17 protein-coding genes are annotated in these 21,902 nt (G+C 71.6%); 9 read left to right on the top strand and 8 right to left on the bottom strand.

What is annotated here, in order from left to right:
* Window positions 1-296 precede the first annotated feature (296 nt).
* The gene (locus ABT127_RS15030) at window positions 297-1,703 is read left to right on the top strand and encodes an FG-GAP repeat protein (protein ID WP_351449128.1); all 1,407 of its coding nucleotides are present in this window, start codon (window positions 297-299) and stop codon (window positions 1,701-1,703) included.
* 80 nt (window positions 1,704-1,783) lie between these two features.
* On the opposite strand, the gene aspS is transcribed toward ABT127_RS15030, so the two are convergent.
* Window positions 1,784-3,550, bottom strand: a complete 1,767-nt coding sequence (aspS, locus tag ABT127_RS15035) for an aspartate--tRNA ligase (protein ID WP_351449131.1) — start codon at window positions 3,548-3,550, stop codon at window positions 1,784-1,786.
* A 136-nt stretch (window positions 3,551-3,686) separates the two neighbouring features.
* On the opposite strand from aspS, the gene ABT127_RS15040 reads away from it, so the two are divergent.
* Window positions 3,687-5,876 (top strand): ATP-binding SpoIIE family protein phosphatase, encoded by a 2,190-nt coding sequence (locus ABT127_RS15040; protein WP_351449133.1) that lies wholly within the window; start codon window positions 3,687-3,689, stop codon window positions 5,874-5,876.
* Here the strand turns inward: ABT127_RS15040 and ABT127_RS15045 are convergent.
* The 3 genes from ABT127_RS15045 to ABT127_RS15055 form a co-directional block, all read right to left on the bottom strand.
* On the bottom strand, window positions 5,828-6,934 hold the full coding sequence (locus ABT127_RS15045) for an AI-2E family transporter (RefSeq protein WP_351449135.1): 1,107 nt from the start codon (window positions 6,932-6,934) through the stop codon (window positions 5,828-5,830). The genes ABT127_RS15040 and ABT127_RS15045 overlap by 49 nt on opposite strands.
* 65 nt (window positions 6,935-6,999) lie before the next feature.
* The gene (locus ABT127_RS15050) at window positions 7,000-7,968 is read right to left on the bottom strand and encodes a pirin family protein (RefSeq protein ID WP_351449138.1); all 969 of its coding nucleotides are present in this window, start codon (window positions 7,966-7,968) and stop codon (window positions 7,000-7,002) included.
* 152 nt (window positions 7,969-8,120) lie between these two features.
* Window positions 8,121-8,612 carry an SseB family protein gene (locus ABT127_RS15055; RefSeq protein ID WP_351449141.1) on the bottom strand — a complete coding sequence of 164 codons (492 nt, stop codon included), beginning with the start codon at window positions 8,610-8,612 and terminating at the stop codon, window positions 8,121-8,123.
* A 197-nt stretch (window positions 8,613-8,809) separates the two neighbouring features.
* Between ABT127_RS15055 and ABT127_RS15060 the strand changes: the two genes are divergently transcribed.
* From ABT127_RS15060 to ABT127_RS15075, 4 genes are all read left to right on the top strand, one after another.
* Window positions 8,810-9,643, top strand: coding sequence for an alpha/beta fold hydrolase (locus ABT127_RS15060; RefSeq protein ID WP_351449144.1), 834 nt, complete (start codon window positions 8,810-8,812; stop codon window positions 9,641-9,643).
* A gap of 114 nt (window positions 9,644-9,757) precedes the next feature.
* Window positions 9,758-11,596 (top strand): acyl-CoA dehydrogenase, encoded by a 1,839-nt coding sequence (locus ABT127_RS15065; protein ID WP_351449147.1) that lies wholly within the window; start codon window positions 9,758-9,760, stop codon window positions 11,594-11,596.
* Window positions 11,597-11,931: 335 nt separating this feature from the next.
* On the top strand, window positions 11,932-13,230 hold the full coding sequence (locus tag ABT127_RS15070) for a M18 family aminopeptidase (protein ID WP_351449150.1): 1,299 nt from the start codon (window positions 11,932-11,934) through the stop codon (window positions 13,228-13,230).
* Window positions 13,231-13,335: 105 nt separating this feature from the next.
* Entirely contained in the window at window positions 13,336-13,554 is a 219-nt protein-coding gene (locus ABT127_RS15075; protein ID WP_351449153.1) for a DUF6458 family protein, read from the top strand.
* 40 nt (window positions 13,555-13,594) lie between these two features.
* Here the strand turns inward: ABT127_RS15075 and ABT127_RS15080 are convergent, their stop codons facing one another.
* Complete coding sequence (locus tag ABT127_RS15080) at window positions 13,595-15,394, bottom strand: NHL domain-containing thioredoxin family protein (protein ID WP_351449155.1); 1,800 nt, start codon at window positions 15,392-15,394, stop codon at window positions 13,595-13,597.
* 73 nt (window positions 15,395-15,467) lie between these two features.
* On the opposite strand from ABT127_RS15080, the gene ABT127_RS15085 reads away from it, so the two are divergent.
* Window positions 15,468-16,337 (top strand): YhjD/YihY/BrkB family envelope integrity protein, encoded by an 870-nt coding sequence (locus ABT127_RS15085; RefSeq protein WP_351449157.1) that lies wholly within the window; start codon window positions 15,468-15,470, stop codon window positions 16,335-16,337.
* Here the strand turns inward: ABT127_RS15085 and ABT127_RS15090 are convergent.
* Both ABT127_RS15090 and ABT127_RS15095 read right to left on the bottom strand, forming a co-directional pair.
* Window positions 16,267-17,586 (bottom strand): hypothetical protein, encoded by a 1,320-nt coding sequence (locus tag ABT127_RS15090; protein WP_351449159.1) that lies wholly within the window; start codon window positions 17,584-17,586, stop codon window positions 16,267-16,269. The genes ABT127_RS15085 and ABT127_RS15090 overlap by 71 nt on opposite strands.
* 114 nt (window positions 17,587-17,700) lie before the next feature.
* On the bottom strand, window positions 17,701-19,194 hold the full coding sequence (locus ABT127_RS15095; protein WP_351449162.1) for an FG-GAP repeat domain-containing protein: 1,494 nt from the start codon (window positions 19,192-19,194) through the stop codon (window positions 17,701-17,703).
* 180 nt (window positions 19,195-19,374) lie between these two features.
* On the opposite strand from ABT127_RS15095, the gene ABT127_RS15100 reads away from it, so the two are divergent.
* On the top strand, window positions 19,375-19,875 hold the full coding sequence (locus tag ABT127_RS15100; RefSeq protein WP_351449164.1) for an LURP-one-related/scramblase family protein: 501 nt from the start codon (window positions 19,375-19,377) through the stop codon (window positions 19,873-19,875).
* Between the two features lie 124 nt (window positions 19,876-19,999).
* On the opposite strand, the gene ABT127_RS15105 is transcribed toward ABT127_RS15100, so the two are convergent.
* Window positions 20,000-20,797 (bottom strand): carbon-nitrogen family hydrolase, encoded by a 798-nt coding sequence (locus ABT127_RS15105; protein WP_351449167.1) that lies wholly within the window; start codon window positions 20,795-20,797, stop codon window positions 20,000-20,002.
* Between the two features lie 193 nt (window positions 20,798-20,990).
* On the opposite strand from ABT127_RS15105, the gene ABT127_RS15110 reads away from it, so the two are divergent.
* Window positions 20,991-21,815: a maleylpyruvate isomerase family mycothiol-dependent enzyme gene (locus ABT127_RS15110; RefSeq protein WP_351449169.1), complete on the top strand. Its 825-nt coding sequence runs from the start codon at window positions 20,991-20,993 to the stop codon at window positions 21,813-21,815.
* Window positions 21,816-21,902 lie beyond the last annotated feature (87 nt).

Below are 21,902 nucleotides of genomic sequence, written 5' to 3' on the forward strand. Positions count from 1 at the left end.
GATGGCGGCCTCGGCCCTGCCGGTGGGCAGCGTCGCCCGGACGTAGCCGAGCTTGTCGTAGGTGCGGCCGACGGAGCCGCCTCTCGCTCTGCCGAGCCGCTCAGCGCGCCCAGTCCTTCAGCGGCTCGGTGTCCAGCTCGACACCGGCCGGCTACGGGCCGCCACTGACAGTGACCGCACGATCACGGCACACCCGGACGGTGCTGAACTCCCTGAGAACCTGGGCGTTCGCCGCACCCGGCGCCCCGCACTCTCCTATGATGCGCGCGTCGTACAAGGGGTGGGAGAGGCTCGGGATGCGCAGATGGGGAGCGGCCGCACTGGTGGCCGCGGGAATGATCGGCGGCCTGCTGGTGCCGGCCGGAACGGCGTCGGCGGTGCACGGCGGGGTGCCGGGAGACTTCAACGGGGACGGCTACCGCGACGCCGTGGTGCCCGCGCCGGGCGCGGACGTGTCCGGCAAGGAGGCGGCCGGAGCGGTGATCGTGCTGTACGGATCGAAGTCCGGGCTCTCCGCGAGCCGCCGCGCGACGATCACGCAGAACACGTCCGGGGTACCGGGCCTCGCCGAGGCGTACGACCGGTTCGGTGCGGCCACCGCCACCCTGGACCTCAACCGCGACGGGTACGCCGACCTGGTGGTCACCTCCCCCTACGAGGACACGTCGAAGGGCACCGACGCCGGAACGGTGACGGTCCTGTGGGGGAGCTCAAGAGGTCTGACGAGCGCCACGGACCTGCCCACGCCCGCGGGCGCGCCGAACCACTACGGCCTCGACGTCGCGGTGCTCTCCAGGGGCACCGGTACGCGGACCGCGCTGGCGATCGCCGGATGGGACGCGACCGTGTACGTCAGCGGTCCGTTCAGCAGGAGCGGCAGCCACGGATCGGTCACGTACAACGACGACACCCCCTCCACCGAGTCCGTCGCGCTCGGCGACTTCGACGGCGACGGCACTCCCGACCCCGCCACCGCCACCTCCCACCTGTCGGGCCTGAGCGGCGGCGAGATGTACACGGTGCCCGCGTCCGGCGACGAACTCCAGGGCAACGGCCTCATCGCGGCGAGCGGCGATGTCAACGGCGACGGCTACGACGACTTGGTGGCCGGCGACCCCGACGAACCCGAACACGCGGGTGCCGACGGCCAGTCGGGCGGCCGTGTCCTCGTCTGGTACGGGTCCGCGCACGGCATCACGCCCGCCACTGCCCCCGTGCAGATCACGCAGAACACCGCCTCGGTGCCCGGCACCAGCGAGCGGGGCGACGCCTTCGGCGGGGCGCTCGCCGTGGCCGACCTGAACCGGGACGGGCTCGACGACATCATCGTCGGATCGCCGTACGAGGATCTGGCCAAGAACCGTGCCGGAATGGTGACCGTGATCCCGGGCCGCTCCTCCGGCGCCCTCGGCGCCGGCTCGTACGCCTTCGACCAGGACACGGCGGGCGTCCCGGGCTCCTCCGAGACGGACGACTTCTTCGGTACGACGGTGTCGGCGGGCGATGTGAACGCCGACGGCAGACCGGAGCTGTTCATCGGGGCGGCGAACGAGAACAACTCCACGGGAGCGGTCTGGGTGCTGCCGGGCGGTACGTCCCGGCCGACGGCCACGGGCAGCAAGATCTTCACTGCGCCCAGCCTGGGTCAGAAGCAGACCGCCGGCACCCTGCTGGGCGGCAACGGCCTGCTCTGGGTGATCTGAGCTGTACGCACGCTGTACGTGAAGGGGCCCGGACCGGTCGACCGGTCCGGGCCCCTTCACGTACTGCAGGCTGCGCGGTGCTACTTCTTCTCGACCGGCTTGCGCAGCTGGATGTTGAGCTCGCGCAGGCGCGACTCGTCCAGCTCGGTCGGGGCGCCCATCATCAGGTCCTGCGCGTTGCCGTTCAGCGGGAAGGAGATCGTCTCCCGGATGTTCGGCTCGTCGGCGAGGAGCATGACGATGCGGTCGACGCCCGGGGCGATCCCGCCGTGCGGCGGGGCGCCGAAGCGGAACGCGCGGAGCATGCCCGCGAACTCGTGCTCGACGGTGTCCCGGTCGTAGCCCGCGATCTCGAAGGCCTTGAGCATGATGTCCGGCTCGTGGTTCCGGATCGCGCCCGAGGACAGCTCCACGCCGTTGCAGACGATGTCGTACTGCCAGGCCAGGATGTCCAGCGGGTCCTTCTCCTCCAGGTCCTGCATGCCGCCCTGCGGCATGGAGAACGGGTTGTGGGAGAAGTCGATCTTGCCGGTCTCCTCGTCCTTCTCGTACATCGGGAAGTCGACGATCCAGCAGAAGCGGAAGACGCCCTCCTCGAAGTGGCCGGCGCGCTTGGCGGCCTCGACGCGGACGGCACCCATGATCTTGGAGACCTCGTCGAACTCGCCCGCGCCGAAGAACACGGCGTGACCGGCCTTCAGGCCGAGGCGGTCGGTGAGGACCTTGACGTTCTCCTCGGTGAGGAACTTCGCGATCGGGCCCGCGAACGTGCCGTCCTCGCCGACGCGGATCCAGGCCAGGCCCCTGGCGCCCTGCTCGACCGCGTAGTCACCGAGGCCGTCGAAGAACTTGCGGGACTGCGAGGCGGTGTCCGGCACCGGCAGCGCACGCACGTGCTTGCCCGCGAACGCCTTGAACTCCGAGCCCTCGAACACGTCGGTGATGTCGACGAGCTCCAGCTTGGCGCGCAGGTCCGGCTTGTCGTTGCCGTACTTCAGCATCGACTCGCGGAACGGGATGCGCGGGAAGGGGCTCGTGACCTCGCGGCCGCCGCCGAACTCCGTGAAGATCTCCGTCATGAGCTTCTCGATGGGGCGGAAGACGTCTTCCTGCTCCACGAAGCTCATCTCGATGTCGAGCTGGTAGAACTCGCCCGGCGAGCGGTCCGCGCGCGCGTCCTCGTCGCGGAAGCACGGCGCGATCTGGAAGTAGCGGTCGAAGCCCGAGATCATCAGCAGCTGCTTGAACTGCTGCGGGGCCTGCGGCAGCGCGTAGAACTTGCCGGGGTTCAGGCGGGACGGGACGACGAAGTCACGGGCGCCCTCGGGGGAGGTCGCGGTGAGGATCGGCGTCGCCATCTCGTTGAACCCGAGGGCGACCATCTTCGAGCGGATCGAGGCGATGACCGCGCTGCGCAGCATGATGTTCTTGTGCATGCGCTCGCGGCGCAGGTCGAGGAAGCGGTACTCCAGGCGCCGCTCCTCGTTCACGCCGTCGTCCGCGTTGATCGTGAAGGGGATCTGCTGGGCCGCGCCCAGGACCTCGACCTCGGCGGCCTCGATCTCGATCTCGCCGGTGGGCAGCTCGCCGTTCACGTTGTCCGCGCCGCGGGAGACGACCTTGCCGTCCACGCGGACGACGGTCTCCTTGGTGAGCTTGTCCAGGACCTCGGCGGCCTTCGTGCCCGGGCGGGCGACGAGCTGCGTGATGCCGTAGTGGTCGCGCAGATCGATGAAGAGGATGCCGCCCAGGTCTCGGCGATTGTGCAGCCAGCCGCTCAGCCGGACGTCGGAGCCGACGTCAGAGGCGCGGAGCTCGCCGCAGGTGTGGGACCTGTACCGATGCATCGTCGTTCATCCAGCCTTTGCGCTTGGGGTTCCCGGGGAGACAACCCGGATCTCCCCAAGGGTACCGGCCGCCCGAAGATCGCTCGGCGAATACTCTCGGTGGCAGTGACCGATCACCTCTTCCTAGAGTGGAGCAATGCGCACTGGTGACCCCCTCCCCCCGGTGGAGGACGTCCTCTCCGCTCTCGCGACCGGCCTGTGGCGCTGGGACAACAGGGCGGGCACGGTCACCTTCGACGCGGAGGCCGCCCGCCTCGTCGGGCTGCCCGCGCGGCTCACGACCCTCACGGAGGCCGGTGCCCGCGCCCGGTTCCACCCGGTGGACTGGAACGAGATCGACGGCATCATCCGGCTCGCCGTCGCCGAGGACACCCTCGCCGAGGCCCGGCTGCGCATCATGGACGAGCAGGGCCGGGTCATCCGCACCGTGCGCAGCCGCTCCAAGCCGGTGCTGCACGGCGACTCCCCGGACCTGTTCGAGCTGATCGGCACCCTCCAGGAGGTCGCCGAGCCGCCGCCCGGCGCCTCCTCCCGCGCCCCCGTCACCGGCGACTGGCGCCGCTCCCGCGAGGCGTTCCTGCTGGACGCGGGCCGCGCCCTGGCCGAGGCCGACTCCACGGCCGAGGTGCTGCGGGTCGCGGCCGGTCTGTCCATGCCGGGGTTCTCCCCCGACGGCCTCGCCGTGTTCGGCGTCGCGGGCGACCGGCTCACCGTCATCGGCCACCACGGTCACCAGCCCGGCTCCGAGGGTCCCTTCACCGACATGGACCTGGCCACGGACTATCCGGCGGCGGAGGTCTGCCGCACCGGCCGCGCCGTCTACCTCTCCTCGCCCGAGGAGTACCGGCGGCGCTATCCGGCGGCCTGGCCGCTCGCGGCCCGCTTCAACCGGCAGTCCTGGGCGTTCCTGCCCCTGGTCGTCGCCGGGCGCACCATCGGCGCGTGGATGGCGGGCTTCGCCTACCGGGTCACCTTCACCCCCGACGAGCGCTCGGTGCTGACCACCGTCGCCCGCATGCTGGCCCAGGCCCTGTCCCGGGCCGGGGTCGCCGAGTCGGAGCGCGCGCTGACCGACGGTCTGCAGAAGTCGATGCTGCCGACGATCGGCCCCGAGATCCCGGGCATGACCATCGCGGCCCGCTACGTCCCGACCGGCGGCGGCCTCCAGGTCGGCGGCGACTGGTACGACATGATCCCGCTGCCCAGCGGCCGGATCGCCCTGGTCATCGGTGACGTCCAGGGCCACGACGTGCAGGCGGCGGGCCTCATGGGCCAGCTGCGGATCGCGCTGCGCGCCTACGCCTCCGAGGGCCACCGCCCCGACGCGGTCCTCTCCCGCGCCTCCCGCTTCCTGTACGGGATCACCGCGGGCACCGCCGACGCGGCGGACTTCTCCGACCTGCGCTTCGCGACCTGCCTGTACGTCGAGGCCGACCCGGTCACCGGCACCCTGGAGATCGCCCGCGCGGGCCATCCGGACCCCGCCATACGCACCGCCGACGGCACGGTGATGATGCGCCCGACCGCGGGCGGCCTGCCGCTCGGCATCGACCCCGACGCCGACTACCCGACGACCCGGCTCGCCCTGGAACCCTCCGAGACGCTGCTGATCTGCACGGACGGCCTGATCGAGACGGGCGGGCACGATCTCGACTCCGGCTGGTCCCGGATCCGTACGACGCTGGAATCGGTCCCCGCCGACGACCTGGAGCTGCTGGCGGACGCCCTCGTCCAGGCGGTCCACGGGCCGCCCTCGCACCACACCACGGGCCCGCTCGCCGACCGCCGCGAGGACGACATAGCGCTGCTCCTGCTGCGCCGCGCGACCGCGTCGCGGGTGCCCGTCACGGCCCGGCGCACCGCCATGACCATCGCGCAGGCCGAGCCGGAGCGGATCGCCGTCGCCCGTCAGCAGCTGCGCGAGCTGCTGCACGACTGGGCCGACGAGGACCAGGTCGACTCGGCGGTGCTGATGGTCTCCGAGATGGTCACCAACGTCCTGGTGCACACCGACGGCGACGCCCTGCTGGTCGCCGAGGTCGGCCGCGGCTGCGAGGGCCCGCGCCGCCTGCGCGTGGAGGTCGCCGACGCCTCGGACGACCTGCCGCACAAGCGCAGGCCCGGCGAACTCGCCTCGTCCGGCCGGGGGTTGGTCCTGATGGAACTGCTCGCCCAGAAGTGGGGCGTCGACCCGCGGGGCGAGGGCAAGAGCATCTGGTTCGAGCTGTACGAGCCGTCGGACACCGAGAGGGCGGACCTCCCCGGGCCCGACATCACTCAATCGGCGGTTTCACGTGAAACAGCCGGCTCCGACGGGCTCCCGTAACGCCCCTTCAGCTCCCCGATGATCCCGAACGCGGCGGCCGTCAGCGGCACCGCGAGCAGCATCCCGAGGATGCCGGCGACGGAGGCCCCCGCGGCGATCGCCAGCATCACCAGCGCCGGATGCATCTGCACCGTGCGCGACTGGATCATGGGCTGGAGGATGTGCCCCTCCAGCTGCTGCACCGCGAGGATCACCCCGAGCGCCCACAGGGCGATGACGAAGCCCCGGTCGGCGAGGGCGACGAGGACGGCGACGGCGCCGGAGATGGTGGCGCCGAGGTAGGGGATGTAGGCCCCGACGAAGACGAGCGCGCCCAGGCCCACCGCGCCCGGCACCCGCAGGATCAGCAGGCCGATGGTGATGCACAGGGCGTCGATGAGCGCGATGAAGGTCGTCCCGCGCATGAAGCCCGAGATCGCCTCGAAGGCGCGGCGCCCCATCGCCTCGATGACCTCACCGGCGCCGCGCGGGGCGACGGCGTGCGCGAGGCCCACGGCGCGGTCGGAGTCCTTGAGGAAGAAGAACGTGAGCAGCAGCGCCAGCACGGAGGTCGCGAGGAGCGAGCCGATGACCGAGAGTCCGGTCAGCACCCCGCCGGCCAGGCTGGAGCCCCACTTGGAGAGCAGGTCCTTGGCGTTGTCGGCGACATTGCCGAGGTCGTCGGCGCCGGAGAGCCCGAAGTGCGCGCGGATCCAGTCGCCCGCGTCCTGCACGGAGTCGACGATCTGGTCGCCGGTGTCGATGAGCGCCTTGACCACGATGTACCCGGCGCCGCCGACGACGGCGATCAGGGCGACGCAGGTCAGCGCGGCCGCGAGCGCGCGCGGCACCTTGCGCCGGTTCAGCCACTCGAAGACGGGGGCGAGCAGCGCGGTGCCGAGCAGCGCGAGCAGGACCGGGGTGACCGCCGACTTGAACACGACGCAGAGCCAGATGCCGACGGCGGCGACGCCGGTGACGAGCAGGGCCACCGTGCACCAGGCGGCGACGCGCCGGGCTCCCAGGGGGAGCAGCGGTGCGCCCGGGGGCGGTTCCTGGGGCTCTCGGGTCGTCTGCACGCTCCCAGGTCATCACGCGCGCGTGGCCCCGACCTTCCGGGCGGGGCCACGCGGGTGACGCGCTGTCAGCTGGTGTGCGGCAGCCGCTCCGCGCTGGGGACGACGCCCAGGCGGCCGGCCTGGAAGTCGTCGAAGGCCTGCTGGAGTTCGGCCTTGGTGTTCATGACGAACGGGCCGTAGTGCGCCATGGGCTCACGGATCGGCTGTCCGCCCAGGATCACGACCTCCAGGTCGGGGGTGTTCGAGTCCTGCGACTCGTCGGCCCGGACGGTCAGGGACGAGCCCGCGCCGAACACGGCCGTCTGCCCCATGTGCACGGGGCGCCGGTCCGTGCCCACGGTGCCGCGTCCGGCGAGCACGTAGACGAGGCCGTTGTAGTCCTCGCGCCAGGGCAGGGTCGCCTCGGCGCCGGGGCGGACGGTGGCGTGCACCATCGTGATCGGCGTGTGCGTGATGCCCGGGCCCTCGTGGCCGTCGAACTCACCGGCGATGACGCGGAGCAGCGCGCCGCCGTCAGCCGTGGTGAGCAGCTTGACCTGGCCGCCGCGGATGTCCTGGTAGCGCGGGTTCTGCATCTTGTCCTTGGCGGGCAGGTTCACCCACAGCTGGAGGCCGTGGAAGAGACCGCCGGACATGACGAGCGACTCCGGCGGCGCCTCGATGTGCAGCAGGCCCGAGCCGGCCGTCATCCACTGGGTGTCACCGTTGGTGATGGTGCCGCCACCGCCGTGGCTGTCCTGGTGGATGAAGGTGCCGTCGATGATGTACGTGACGGTCTCGAAGCCGCGGTGCGGGTGCCAGGGCGTGCCCTTGGGCTCTCCGGGCGCGTACTCCACCTCGCCCATCTGGTCCATCATGATGAACGGGTCGAGGTGGCGGTAGTTGATCCCGGCGAACGCGCGGCGCACCGGGAAGCCCTCGCCCTCGAAGCCGGTGGGCGCGGTCGTCACGGCGAGCACGGGGCGTGCCACGGCGTCGGCCGGCGCCGACACGCGGGGCAGGGTCAGCGGGTTCTCGACGGTCACAGCGGGCATTTTGGGGACCTCCTCGGTTCCTCGTGCCTCGATATTAGTTGAACGTAGAACTTTCTGCCACTCGGAACGCCGAACGCCCGGAGGGCATTCCCTCCGGGCGTTCCGAGTGCGGGGTGCGAGGCGCGGGTTCCGGGCGCTCAGCCGCGTGTGGCTCAGCCGTACATCCGGCGCATGGCGAAGTCGACCATCTGTTCGACCGCCTTGGCGTCGAAGACCATCCGGTGCTCGCCCTCCATGTCGAGGACGAAGCCGTATCCGGTGGGCAGCAGGTCGATCACCTCGGCGCCGGTGATGACGAAGTACTTGGACTCCTTGCCCGCGTACCGGCGCAGCTCCTTGAGCGTGGTGAACATCGGGATCACGGGCTGCTGGGTGTTGTGCAGCGCCAGGAAGCCCGGGGTGTCACCGCGGGGGCAGTAGACCTTCGAGGACGCGAAGATCTGCTGGAAGTCCTCGGCGGACATCGAGCCCGTGGTGAACGCGCGGACCGCGTCGGCGAGCGACGGCGGCGAGGGCTCCGGGTACAGCGGCGGCGCCTGCTGCCCGTATCCGCCCATGCCGGCCTGCGGAGGCATGCCCTGCTGCGGCGGCGCGTACTGCTGCTGACCGCCCGCCCCACCCGGGGTCCCCTCGTATCCGTACATGGGGCAAGGGTACCGAGGGCGGGCGGGGCGATGGGGCCGGGCGGTATTTCTGTAGCGAGGGATAGATAAAGAGCGCGGGCGCTGTTACGTTGTTTGTGTAGTGACCGATACAGAACGTGGCGGCGCAGATCGCACGACGGCATCGGCACGGCCATGGGCGCCCGGACATCCGCGCGCCGCGAGGGGGAGGAACAGCCATGACGGACCAGGCGAGCGCGCGGGCGGCCCGGGCGGCCGAGCCGTACGCGCGGACGGTGCGGGGATCAGGGCCCGGGCTGCTGCTCGCGCACGGCGCGGGCGGTTCGGTCGAGGCCAACTACGGCCCGGTGCTCCCGGCCCTGGCGGCGGCCCGCACGACCGTCGGCGTCGACTACCCGGGCACGGGCGCCACCCCGCGCGCCACCGGCCCGCTCCGGCTGGACGACCTGGCCGACGAGCTGGTGGCCGCGGCGGACACCGAGGGCCTGGACCGGTTCGCCGTGGCGGGGTACTCACTGGGCGGCCCGGTGGCCGTCCGGATCGCGGCCCGGCATCCCGGGCGGGTGACGGCCCTGCTGCTCACGGCCACCTTCGGCCATCCGGCACCGCAGCTGCGGCTGGCCGCCGAGACCTGGCGCACGCTCGCCGCGGCCGGCGACCGGGACGCCTTCGCCCGCTTCCTGCTCCCGTACGCCCTGTCCTCACGGGCACTGCACGCACTGACCGACGCGGAGGCGGCGGCGGCCGTGCGGGAGCTGGCCGCGACGGCCCCGCCCGGCGCGGGCGACCACGCGGACCTGGTCACGCGGGCCGACGTCCGCGCGGACCTGGCCGGGATCACCGCGCCGACGCTGGTGGTGGTGACGACGGAGGACCGCTTGGCGCCTCCGCCCGCCCAGCGGGAGCTGGCCGCCTCGATACCGGGCGCGCACGTCGCGGAGATGGCGACCGGACACCTCCCGTTCGCCGAACTGCCGGACGCCTGGGGTGCGTTGATGGTGGAATTCCTCCGCGCGACCGACGTGTCAGGCCGAGCGTTTCGTCACAGTTGACCCCGCAGGGGTTGCGCCTTATTACCGGCGGGTAGCATCCTGATGGTTACTAGTTGGTATGCATACGAGATCGGCCGCGGTCGATCCCTCCCGAGCCTTTACGGAGCCGTCGCCATGGGGCACTACAAGTCGAATCTCCGCGACATCGAGTTCAACCTCTTCGAGGTGCTCGGCCGCGACAAGCTGTACGGCACCGGACCGTTCGGGGAGATGGACGTCGAGACGGCCAGGAGCATCCTCGAGGAGACGACCCGTCTCGCCGAGAACGACCTGGCCGAGTCCTTCGCGGACGCGGACCGCAACCCGCCGGTCTTCGACCCCGAGACGAACACCGCGCCGGTCCCGGAGACCTTCAAGAAGTCCTACAAGGCCTTCATGGACGCCGAGTACTGGCGCCTGGGCCTGCCCGAGGAGATCGGCGGCACCACCGCCCCGCGCTCCCTGATCTGGGCCTTCGCCGAGCTGATCCTGGGTGCGAACCCGGCGATCTGGATGTACTCCTCGGGCCCCGCGTTCGCGGGCATCCTCTTCGAGGAGGGCAACGAGGCGCAGAAGAAGATCGCCGAGATCGCCGTCGAGAAGCAGTGGGGCTCGACGATGGTGCTGACCGAGCCGGACGCCGGTTCGGACGTCGGCGCCGGCCGCACCAAGGCCGTGCAGCAGGAGGACGGCTCGTGGCACATCGAGGGCGTGAAGCGGTTCATCACGTCCGGTGAGCACGACATGTCGGAGAACATCCTCCACTACGTGCTGGCCCGCCCCGAGGGCCACGGCCCCGGCACCAAGGGCCTCTCGCTCTTCCTGGTCCCGAAGTTCGAGTTCGACTGGGAGACCGGCGAGCTGGGCGAGCGCAACGGCGTGTACGCGACCAACGTCGAGCACAAGATGGGCCTCAAGGCGTCCAACACCTGCGAGATGACCTTCGGCGACCAGCACCCCGCCAAGGGCTGGCTGATCGGCGACAAGCACGACGGCATCCGCCAGATGTTCCGCATCATCGAGTTCGCCCGCATGATGGTCGGCACGAAGGCGATCTCGACGCTGTCGACCGGTTACCTGAACGCGCTGGAGTACGCCAAGGAGCGCGTCCAGGGCTCCGACCTCGCCGCCTTCGGCGACAAGGCCGCGCCCAAGGTCACCGTCACGCACCACCCGGACGTGCGCCGCTCGCTGCTCACGCAGAAGGCGTACGCGGAGGGCATGCGCTCGCTCGTCCTCTACACCGCCTCGGTGCAGGACGCGATCCAGGTCAAGGAGGCCTCCGGCGAGGACGCCTCGACCGAGCACGCGCTGAACGACCTGCTCCTGCCGATCGTGAAGGGCTACGGCTCCGAGAAGGGCTACGAGCAGCTCGCGCAGTCGCTGCAGACCTTCGGCGGCTCCGGCTTCCTCCAGGAGTACCCGATCGAGCAGTACATCCGGGACTCCAAGATCGACACGCTCTACGAGGGCACCACGGCCATCCAGGGCCAGGACTTCTTCTTCCGGAAGATCGTCCGCAACCAGGGCGCCGCGCTGAACGGTCTGGCCGAGGAGATCAAGAAGTTCCTCGCCGTGGAGACCGGCGGCGAGGAGCTGGCCGGGGCCCGCGAGTCGCTGGCCAAGGCCGCCGTCGAGCTGGAGGCCATCGTCGGCGTCATGCTGACCGACCTGGCCGCCACCGAGCAGGACGCCAAGAACATCTACAAGGTGGGCCTGAACACGACCCGCCTGCTGATGGCCTCCGGCGACGTCGTCGTCGGCTACCTGCTGCTCAAGGGTGCCGCCGTCGCCGCCGAGCGGCTGGCCGCCGGGGTCTCCGGCAAGGACGCCGCGTTCTACCAGGGCAAGGTCGCCGCCGCCAAGTTCTTCGCGGCGAACGTCCTGCCCGGCGTGACCGGCGCCCGCAAGCTGGCGCAGGGCACCAGTGAGACGGGGCTGGACGTCATGGAGCTCGACGAGTCCGCCTTCTAGGCTCCGCCGAACCGGATCGAGCCCGAGGCCCGTCGTCCCCCCCGGGGACGACGGGCCTCCTCTCGTCCGCGGCTCCGATGGGGGCCGGCCGCGCCTCTCTTGATGAGATGCCGCACGAAGTGCGCATCTCAGGGGCGCGGGGAACTGCGCGACCGGCCACGACGGTGGCGCACCCGACAACGGGGAAGCCGCGCGCGGCGCAAGGCGTCAGGGGCGCGGGGAACTGCGCGAGAAGCGGCCACCGGGCCGCGGGCGCAATCGGACAGGACGGGGCAGACGGAACGGCGTCGGGCCGCCGCAGGCAGGCCCCCAGCGGCCCGCACTACCCTGGCGGCATGAGCACATCCACCGGCCCCTTCGACCGCGGCCACACCGACGACCTGATGACCTTCCTCGCGGCAAGCCCCACCCCGTACCACACCGTGGCAACGGCAGCCGCCCGCCTGGAGAAGGCCGGATTCAAGCAGGTCGCCGAGACCGACGCCTGGGACGGCGAGACCGGTGGAAAGTACGTCACGCGCGGCGGCGCGATCATCGCCTGGTACGTGCCGAAGGGAGCCCAGCCCCACACCCCGTACCGGATCGTCGGCGCCCACACCGACTCCCCGAACCTGAGGGTCAAGCCGCAGCCCGACATGGGCAGCAACGGCTGGCGCCAGATCGCCGTCGAGATCTACGGCGGCCCGCTCCTCAACTCCTGGCTCGACCGCGACCTCGGCCTCGCCGGCCGGATCACCCTGCGCGACGGCAGCGAGCGCCTGATCGACATCGACCGGCCCCTGCTGCGCGTGCCCCAGCTCGCCGTGCACCTGGACCGCGGGGTCAACGCGGACGGCCTGAAGCTCGACAAGCAGCGCCACATGCAGCCCATCTGGGGCCTGGGCGGCGACGTCCACGAGGGCGACCTGCTCGGCTTCATCGAGGACGAGTACGACCTGGAGCGCGGCTCCATCACCGGCTGGGACCTCATGCCGTACGCCGTCGAGGCCCCCGCCTACCTGGGCCGCGACAAGGAACTCGTGGCCGGCCCGCGCATGGACAACCTGCTGTCCGTGCACGCCTGCACCGCCGCCCTCACCGAGGTCAGCAAGCACGACGAGCTGCCGTACATCCCGGTGTTCGCCGCCTTCGACCACGAGGAGAACGGGTCGCAGTCCGACACCGGCGCCGACGGCCCGCTGCTCGGGAACGTGCTGGAGCGGTCGGTCTTCGCCCGCGGCGGCTCCCCGGAGGACCGGGCGCGCGCCTTCGCCGGCACCATCTGCCTCTCCTCGGACACCGGGCACGCCGTGCACCCCAACTACGCCGAGCGCCACGACCCGACGCACCACCCGCGCGCCAACGGCGGCCCGATCCTGAAGGTGAACGTCAACAACCGCTACGCCACCGACGGCGTGGGCCGCGCGGTGTTCGTCGCCGCGTGCGAGAAGGCGGGCGTGCCCTACCAGTCGTTCGTCTCCAACAACGCGATGCCGTGCGGGACGACGATCGGCCCGATCACCGCCGCCCGGCACGGGATCAAGACCGTCGACATCGGCGCGGCGATCCTCTCCATGCACAGCGTGCGCGAACTGTGCGGCGCCGACGACCCGTTCCACCTGGCGAACGCGCTCACCGCCTTCCTGGAGGGCTGAGCGGAGCGATCGCCTCAACTGCCGTGTGATGCAACGGAGTCCGGGTACCCGGGCTTCGCAAGCACATCCGAGTACCACACGGACACACGGCAGGAGGCGGACCTCATGAGCCTGGGCGGTTGCATCATCCTGATCGCCGTCGGTGCGATCCTCGCGTTCGCGACCGACTGGCACATTCAGGACGTCAATCTCGACCTCGTCGGCTGGATCCTGATGATCGTCGGGCTGATCGGGGTCTTCGCCTTCCGCAGCATCGGCAAGCGCAGGGGCATGGCGGGGGCACACACGACGGTGATCGAGGAGGAGCGGAACCACCGCATCTGACGATCACCGCGTCCGACGACGCGGGGCTCCGGCCCGCGCCTCAGGCGTCGAGGCCGGCCAGCACCAGCGGCAGCCGCTGTGCCCCGCCGTCCGCGACCACCACGACCGGGACGCCCCAGTCCTGCTGGTGGACGTGGCAGGCCGGGTACTCGTTGGCCGGGTCGTCGTCGCAGGACGCGGCCATCGCCGAGACGTGCAGCACGCCCTCCGGCACCGCCGGGTCCAGGACCAGCTCGCGGGCGAGATCGGTGCCCGGCCCGTCACCGGCCAGCAGCAGCTCGGGCGGTGTCGCCGAGACGAGCAGCCGGGTCGAGGGCCCGTACCGGGTGTCGAGCTTCTGCCCGGCGGGGGCCTGGAAGATGACGTCCAGCCGCAGCTTGCCGCCCGCCACCTCGGTGGCGGCACGCCGGGTGCGGTGGGCGACGGAGTCGACGCGCACGGCCTCCTCGGGCAGCCGCAGCCGGGTCAGCCGGTGCCGGGCGGACTCCACGACGACGATCTCGCCGGAGCCGTCCACCACGACCGCGTCGCTCGGCTCCCGCAGATCGGTGGCGAGGGTGCCGACCTCGCCGGTCGCCGGGTCGTAGCGGCGCAGCGCGTGGTTGTACGTGTCCGAGACCGCGACCGAGCCGTCGGGCAGCGCGGTGACGCCCAGCGGGTGCTGGAGCAGCGCCTGTCCGGCGGCGCCGTCCCGGTGCCCGAAGTCGAAGAGACCGGTGCCGACGGCCGTGTGGACGACGCCGTCGAGGTCCACCCAACGCAGCGCGGACGTCTCGGAGTCGGCCACCCAGAGGCGGTCGTCGGTGGCCGCGAGCCCGGACGGCTGCGCGAACCAGGCCTCGGCGCCGGGCCCGTCGACGAGACCCTCGTTCGTCGTGCCCGCCGCGACCGCGACCGTCTCCTGCCGCGGGTCGTACGTCCACAGCTGGTGCACGCCCGCCATCGCGATCCACACCTTGCCGTCGAAGACGGCCACGTCCCACGGCGACGACAGGTCGACCTCGCGCGCCGGGCCGCTGGTCGGCGACCCCTGCCACCACTGCTTCCCGGTGCCCGCGAGGGTGCTGATCGCGCCGGTCGTCAGGTCGACGGCGCGCAGCGCGTGGTTCACGGTGTCGGCGACGACGACGGTGTCCGCGTCGAGCAGGGCGAGCCCCTGCGGCTCGTTGAACGACCGGGGCCCGAAACCGCGCTCCCCGCTCCCGATCCGCCGCACGACGGTCTCCCCGTCCGCCGCCAGTTCCACCAGCTGATGCCGGGTGGTGTCGCTGACCAGGAAGTTCCCCGACGGCAGCAGCAGCGCCTTGCCGGGGAAGCGCAGATCGCCGGCGACCGGCTCGGGCGCCACGTACGGCCCGTCACCGCGCCGCAGCGTCCCCTTCGCGGCGTGCTCGGCCTCCAGCTCCGCCACCAGCCGCTCGATGGCGTGGGCGTGCCCCTCACCGGCGTGCTGCGCGACGACGTACCCCTCGGGGTCGATCACGACGAGCGTGGGCCAGGCCCGCACCGCGTACTGCTTCCAGGTCGCGAGCTCCGGATCGTCGAGCACCGGGTGCTCCACCCCGTACCGCTCGACGGCGTCGACGACGGCCGCGTGCTCGGCCTCGTGCACGAACTTCGGCGAGTGCACCCCGATGATCACGACGGTGTCCCGGTGCTTCTCCTCCAGCTCCCGCAGTTCGTCGAGGACGTGCAGGCAGTTCACGCAGCAGAAGGTCCAGAAGTCGAGGACGACGATGCGGCCGCGCAGGTCCGCCAGACCCTCGAGCCTGCCGTCGGTGTTGATCCATCCACCCTTGCCCACCAGCTCAGGGGCCCGGACACGTGCGCGCTTCGACATGATTCAAGACAACCACACCCTTCTGTGCGCCGTTCCCCTCAGGTCCCGCCGCCCCGGCGCATGCTGATCAGCTATGAGCGACACGAGCACCGTCGGCCGGGCGACCGCGTGGGCCGCCGCACGCGCGCGGGAGATCAGGGAGGAGTTCCCGTTCGTCACGCGTCTGACCCGGCAGCTGGTCGCGGTGAATCTGCTGGACTCCGCGACCCGGCTCGCCGCGCAGACGTTCCTGACGGCGATCCCGATCCTGTTCGTCGTCGCCGCGTTCGCGCCCGCCTCCGTACGGGAGCAGATGCTGGAGTCGGCGCGCGCCGCCCTCGGGCTCAGCGACGACTCGCTCGCCCAGGTGCGGCAGGTGTACGGAAGCGGGGACTCGGCGGCGCGGGACACGTCGGGGGCGGTCGGCGCGCTCGTCATGCTGGCGTCGGCGACCGCGTGCAGTCGCGCGCTGCAGCGGGTGTGCGAGCGGGCGTGGGGGCTGCCGCCGGCCGGTCTGAAGCTGATCGCCTGGCGGTGGGTGGCCTGGCTGTGCGTGTGGCTCGCCGTCGTGACGCTGCAGAACGTGCTGCGCGGCGGTTTCGGCGCGGGCCCGTGGCTGGGCATGCCGCTGTCGTACGTCACCAGCGTGCTGCTGTGGTGGTGGACGCAGCATCTGCTGCTCGGCGGGCGGGTGCCGTGGCTGCCGCTGCTGCCGGGCGCGCTGCTCACGGGGGTGGGAGTGGTGTCCCTGTCGTGGGCCTCGCACCTCTACATGCCGCGCGCGCTGAACCGTTCGCTCGCCGAGTTCGGTCCGTTCGGGCTGGTCTTCTCGCTGCTGTCGTGGCTGATCGTGCTGTTCACGGTGGTGTGCGTGGGGATCTCCGCCGGGTGCGTCATCGCGCGGGAGCGGCCGGTGGCGCGTCGTCTGCGGACTCCTCCGGCAGGGCGGGCGGCGGCAGCGTAGGGGCGTCGAGGAACTCGATCACGGCGAGGGCGCAGACGGCGACGACCGCGATCCAGAGCACCACGGTCGCGGTGGGGTAGGACCAGGCGATCAGCACGGCCGCGGCGACGGCGGCGACCGTGAGGTTCAGCCACGTGCGCATCCGGTGCACCCACGGGCCGACCGGCCCGAACGTGCCGGAGCCGCCGGTGAACAGGGTGTCCCGTACGGAGCCGATCGCGCCGGTCCACGCGCCGCGCACCGCCCGCGCCCAGCGGCCGGGGCCGCTCAGCCAGGAGGCGAGGGCGACGACCGCGCCGACGACGGCGACGACGCGGACGGCCGTGCGCAGGAAGCGGACCAGGGTGTCGTAGACGGCGCCGGCGGCGGGCCGGGAGACGTCGTCGGGCAGGGCGTCCAGGTAGACGGCGCGGCCGATCCACAGCGCGAGGCCGAGGACGAGCGCGCCGGCGGCGATCGCGACGGCGGCGGTGATCAGGGCGCGGCGCCGGCGGCGGGCGAGCAGGACCGCTCCGGCGGCCAGCAGGACGACGAGCAGGGGCAGCACCCAGGACAGCAGCTGGAGCAGGCGGAAGCCGGTGCGGGCCTTGGCGAGGGCGCCGGTGGACTGCATGAGGGTGATGCTGGTGTGCACCTCGGGGATGTTGCCCGCGACCGTGAGGCCCTGGTCGACGAGGGACTGTTTGACCTGGTCGACGACCGGGGCGAGGTCGAGGGTGACCTCGCCGTCCTCGACCTTCACGGCGCCGTCGTCGTGGCCGGTGAGCGCCTTGTCGACGGCGGCGTGGGCCGTGCGGTTGAGCCGGTCCCACACCGTGGTGAAGGCGGCGCTCGCCACGAACCTCTCGGTCGTGGTGCGGACCAGGGAGGTGAGGCCGCTGGTCAGGGGGCCGTCGGCGGCGCCGAGCGCCTTCTCCAGGAGCGGGCGGTCGGCGGGGGCTACGCCGCTCAGCAGGTCTGCGACGTCGATGCGGTCCATGACGGCCGTGGTCACCCGGTTGGTGACGGCCGTTCGTACGTCGGGGTCGTCGGCGAGCGGTGCCATGGTCTGGACGTAGCGGTCGGTGTCACCGATCAGGGCGTTCGACCATACGGCGACCACGCTGAGCGGGGTGAGGAGCGCCGCGAGGACGACCAGGACCACGGCGAGGGCCGATTTCGGGCGGGATCGGGGCCGTCGCGCGGGCCGTTCGGCCTCCAGTTCGCTCACCCGGGCCCTGAGTGCGGCGAGTTCGTCGTCCCTGGTCATGTGTTCAGGAGACCTGAAGGGTGCGGTTTTCGCTCGTCGAGCGTCAGGAGGACCGCGGACGCGTCTGCCCGGTCATGAGCAGACGCGTCCGTGGGTGGTGTCGAGGCGGGGCGCCTACTTCAGGGGGCTGCCGAAGAGGGCCTTGGTGACGGGGGCGCCGAGGTCGGTCGGGTTGAGCGCGATCGAGCCGGTGCCGGTCACGCCGCTCGCGGAGCCCGGGAAGGTCCACACGGCGCCGGAGGAGTCGTTCTCGCCGGTGGCGGAGGCGGCCAGGTCGCGGCTGCCGTCGCCGTTCACGTCGAGCAGGGCGCAGTCGGAGCCGAACAGGTCGCCGCTCTCGGCGACGCCGGGCACGTTCGCCGAGTTCTGGTTCAGGACGACGGAGCCGGTGCCGGTGACGCCGGTCGCGGAGCCGGGCAGCAGCGCGACCGCGCCCGCGTCCGTCAGGCCGCTGAAGTCCTCGCCGGAGATGCCGAGCGCGACATCGGCCTTGCCGTCGCCGGTGACATCGCCGACCGCGACGCAGGAGCCGAGGTGGTCGCCGTCCTCCTGGGCGCCGTAGAAGCCGGGCAGGGACTGGTCGAACTCCTGGGTGCGGTCGCCCTTCAGGCCGTCCTTCGTACCGAAGGCGAGGGTGACCTTCTGCATCGTCTCGCCGATGTCGGAGTCCTCGGGGTCGGAGCCGACGACCAGGTCGTCGATGCCGTCGCCGTTGACGTCCCCGGCGGCCAGGGCGCCCTGGGTCTCCGGCGCCCAGCCGCGCTTGAAGCCCGCGGCGCTGCCGTACAGGACGGTGTTGTTCCACATGCCGTCGCCCTCGTAGGAGCGCAGGGCGAGGTCGTCGCGGCCGTCGCCGTTGAGGTCGCCGACCGCCTTGAAGAAGACCGGGCCGGTCGTCGAGTCCGGGCCGTCGACACAGCCGGACGGGTCGTCGACGCAGGTCGAGTCGTCCTTGCCGTAGCCCCACCACTCGGACTTGTCCATGAAGTTCAGCTTCTTGGCGGGCGCCCCGGCCCGGGTGACCGGGCCCTTCCAGAGGGCGGCGGCCTGGTGCTCGGGGTCGTCGCCGTAGGAACCCATGGCGGCGAGCAGCGCCAGGTCGGCCTTGCCGTCGCCGTCGAAGTCGCCGATCTGCGGCGAGCGGCCGTACGTGGCGATCGTGGTGCCGCCGGTCAGGCCGGAGGCGGAGCCCCACAGGACGACGGCGCCGGTGGTGGACTTGGTGCTGCCTATGACGAGGTCGCTGTAGCCGTCGCCGTCGAGGTCGCCCTTGGCGACGGAGGCGCCGAAGCCCTCCTTGGCCGCGGCGGAGCCGGGGACACCGGCGGTCGAGCGGCTGATCAGCGTCTTGTTCGCGGCCTTCAGACCCGTCGGCGACCCGTAGGTCACCGCGACGTAGCCGGCCCCCGCCTTGTCGGAGACGGTGCCGCCCGCGGCACCGGAGACGAGGTCGGAGTAGCCGTCCCCGTTGAAGTCGTCGGCCCGGTCGGCCTTGCCCGCGGTGGCGGCGGCGGCCTGCCCCGGGGCGAGCGACAGGGCGGCGAGCCCGCCGCCGACGAGGGCGGCGGCCATCAGCGGTGCGGTGAGACGAAGTCGTGCACGTGCCATGAGGGGAGTTCCTTCGATTGGTCAGGTCGTTAAGTCACGTCCATCTCCTAGGACCCACCCGTTCCCCTAATGGTTGCAGCTACCACTGAACTGTCCTGATCCGGACGGGTCTTGGGCCGGGGCTGCTCCTTTCGGGCACGGGGAGGGGTCCGGACGGCGCCTCGGGGGCACTCTCGACGTATGCGCTACGAAGTGAGGGAACGGCTCTTCGCCGTGGGCGAGGACTACTGGATCGAGGACGAGAACGGCCACAAGGCGTTCCTCGTCGACGGCAAGGCGATGCGGCTGCGCGACACCTTCGAGCTGAAGGGTTCCGACGGACGCGTCCTCATCGACATCCACCAGAAGATGTTCGCGCTGCGGGACACGATGGTGATCGAGCGCGCCGACCAGGAGCTGGCGCGCGTCAAGCGCAAGCGGCTCTCCCTGCTGCGCAACCACTACCGGGTCGCGCTCGCCGACGGCGAGACCGAACTCGACGTCAGCGGCAAGATCCTGGACCGCGAGTTCGCCGTCGAGTACGAGGGTGAACTCCTCGCGGAGATCTCCCGGCGGTGGTTGCGGGTGCGCGACACGTACGGCGTGAACGTCATCCGTGAGGATGCCGATCCGGCGCTGCTGATCGCGGTGGCGGTCTGCGTCATCCATCTCGCGGAGAAGGAGCGCGGCGTCGTGGACTGACCGTCGCCGGGTGCACCTTTCGTCGTGGCCGGTCGCGCAGTTCCCCGCGCCCCTGAAGCGAGCTGCGCTCGGGGAACTGACGCGAGAAGCGGCCACCGGTCCGCGGCCGGAAACGAGCCCCCGGTCAGCGGCGGGGCGGCTCCAGGCCCAGGAGGCGGTCCTTCAGGGCCGGGAACTGGTCCCGGGTCTCCCCGACCCGGGCCGGGTCGAACTCGACGCGGAGGACTTCTTCACCGGCACCCGCCTCGCCGAGCACCTCGCCCCACGGATCCACCACGACACTGTGCCCGGCCTGCGGCACCCCGGCATGCGTCCCCGCGGTCCCGCAGGCCAGCACGAACGCCTGGTTCTCGACGGCCCGCGCCTGCGCGAGCAGCGTCCAGTGCGCGCGCCGCCGCTCGGGCCACCCGGCGGAGACGATCAGCGTCTCGGCGCCGCGCCCGACGAGTCCCCGGTACAGCTCGGGAAAGCGCAGGTCGTAGCAGGTCGTCACGCCCGCGACGGTCTCCGGGAGGCGGACCGTCACCAGCTCCTGCCCGGCGCTCATCAGCACCGCCTCGCCCTTGTCGAAGCCGAACCGGTGGATCTTGCGATAGGCGGCGGCCAGCTCCCCGTCGGGGGAGAAGACCAGCGCGGTGTTGTACAGCGGCCCGTCCGGGTCCCGCTCGGGGATCGACCCGGCGTGCAGCCAGACCCCCGCGTCCCGCGCCGCCTTCGCCATCACCTCGAAGGTCGGACCCTCCAGCGGCTCGGCCTCGGCGGAGAACAGCTCGTAGGCGAAGGCCCCGGTCGTCCACAGCTCGGGGAGCACGACGAGATCCGCGGACCCGGCTTGATCACGCACCAGTGAACTCACACGTTCCCGGCGAGAGTTGACCGATTCGTCCTCGTTTACTGCGATCTGGATGAGGGAGGCGCGCACAGTACCACCGTCCTGGCATTCGAGCCGTCGGCTACACGTCAACAACGGCCTACGATCGTCACACGAAAGCACTGCAGGGGTGCCTCGGGGCAGCGTAACTTAGCCTCCCAAGACACCCACGCCGCACGTGCCCGCCGCCCAAGTCACCGCCCGTGTACCAACCGCGCACCAACCGTTCAAGGGGTTCCCTTCCGTGAGTCTCCACCCCAGCCTTCAGTCCTACGCCGACGCCTGGACCCACTCCGTGGAAGCGATATCCGAGCTGGTCACACCGCTCGCGGAGGGCGAGTGGAGCCGGGCGACCCCGTGCCCCGGCTGGTCGGTGCGCGACATCGTCTCGCACGTCATCGGCGTGGACTGCGAGATGCTCGGCGACCCGCGTCCCATCCACACCCTGCCCCGCGACCTCTACCACGTCCAGACGGAGGCGCAGCGCTACACGGAGGTCCAGGTCGACGTCCGCCGCCACCACACGGCGCCGGAGATGGCCTCCGAGCTGGAGTACACGATCATCCGCCGCTCCCGGCAGCTGCGGAACGAGTCGCGGGAGCCCGAGACCATCGTGCGCGGCCCGCGCGCGGTCGAGGAGACGCTGGAGTTCGCGCTGCGGCGGCGGGCGTTCGACATCTGGGCGCACGAGCAGGACCTGCGGTGGGCGCTCGGCAAGCCGGGCAACCTCGACTCCCCGGGCGCGTACGTCACCCGCGACATGCTCCTCGCCGTACTGCCCAAGATCGTCGCGAAGGACGCGGGCGCCCCGCCGAACTCCGCCGTGGTCTTCGACGTGCACGGGCCGGTCGAGTTCCTGCGCACGGTCCGCGTGGACGCCGAGGGCAGGGGCACGATCGACGGCGCCCCCTCGCTCGGCCCCGCGGCGACGCTCGCCCTGGACTGGGAGACCTACGTCCGGCTGTCCTGCGGCCGCGTCACCCCGGAGGCGGTCGCGGACCGCGTGAAGATCGAGGGCGACCCGGACCTGGCCTCGGCCATCCTCCACGCCCTGGTCATCACCCAGTAGCTCTGGAGGGCGATGCCCTGCCGTCCCCCGCCTTGGGCAATCTGCCGCCAAGGGCGGCAGGGTGGGCAAGGCGGCCCCCAGCGCGGG

The sequence above is a fragment of the Streptomyces sp. NPDC001904 genome (assembly GCF_040297005.1).
Classification (GTDB): domain Bacteria; phylum Actinomycetota; class Actinomycetes; order Streptomycetales; family Streptomycetaceae; genus Streptomyces.

Excerpts from the sequence above, each read along its gene's own strand:
- ABT127_RS15080 (WP_351449155.1), bottom strand. The coding sequence starts at position 15,394 with ATGTCGAAGCGCGCACGTGTCCGGGCCCCTGAGCTGGTGGGCAAGGGT.
- ABT127_RS15050 (WP_351449138.1), bottom strand. The coding sequence starts at position 7,968 with ATGCCCGCTGTGACCGTCGAGAACCCGCTGACCCTGCCCCGCGTGTCG.
- aspS (WP_351449131.1), bottom strand. The coding sequence starts at position 3,550 with ATGCATCGGTACAGGTCCCACACCTGCGGCGAGCTCCGCGCCTCTGAC.
- ABT127_RS15055 (WP_351449141.1), bottom strand. The coding sequence starts at position 8,612 with ATGTACGGATACGAGGGGACCCCGGGTGGGGCGGGCGGTCAGCAGCAG.
- ABT127_RS15040 (WP_351449133.1), top strand. The coding sequence starts at position 3,687 with ATGCGCACTGGTGACCCCCTCCCCCCGGTGGAGGACGTCCTCTCCGCT.
- ABT127_RS15060 (WP_351449144.1), top strand. The coding sequence starts at position 8,810 with ATGACGGACCAGGCGAGCGCGCGGGCGGCCCGGGCGGCCGAGCCGTAC.
- ABT127_RS15075 (WP_351449153.1), top strand. The coding sequence starts at position 13,336 with ATGAGCCTGGGCGGTTGCATCATCCTGATCGCCGTCGGTGCGATCCTC.
- ABT127_RS15100 (WP_351449164.1), top strand. The coding sequence starts at position 19,375 with ATGCGCTACGAAGTGAGGGAACGGCTCTTCGCCGTGGGCGAGGACTAC.
- ABT127_RS15070 (WP_351449150.1), top strand. The coding sequence starts at position 11,932 with ATGAGCACATCCACCGGCCCCTTCGACCGCGGCCACACCGACGACCTG.
- ABT127_RS15030 (WP_351449128.1), top strand. The coding sequence starts at position 297 with ATGCGCAGATGGGGAGCGGCCGCACTGGTGGCCGCGGGAATGATCGGC.
- ABT127_RS15085 (WP_351449157.1), top strand. The coding sequence starts at position 15,468 with ATGAGCGACACGAGCACCGTCGGCCGGGCGACCGCGTGGGCCGCCGCA.
- ABT127_RS15065 (WP_351449147.1), top strand. The coding sequence starts at position 9,758 with ATGGGGCACTACAAGTCGAATCTCCGCGACATCGAGTTCAACCTCTTC.
- ABT127_RS15090 (WP_351449159.1), bottom strand. The coding sequence starts at position 17,586 with ATGACCAGGGACGACGAACTCGCCGCACTCAGGGCCCGGGTGAGCGAA.
- ABT127_RS15095 (WP_351449162.1), bottom strand. The coding sequence starts at position 19,194 with ATGGCACGTGCACGACTTCGTCTCACCGCACCGCTGATGGCCGCCGCC.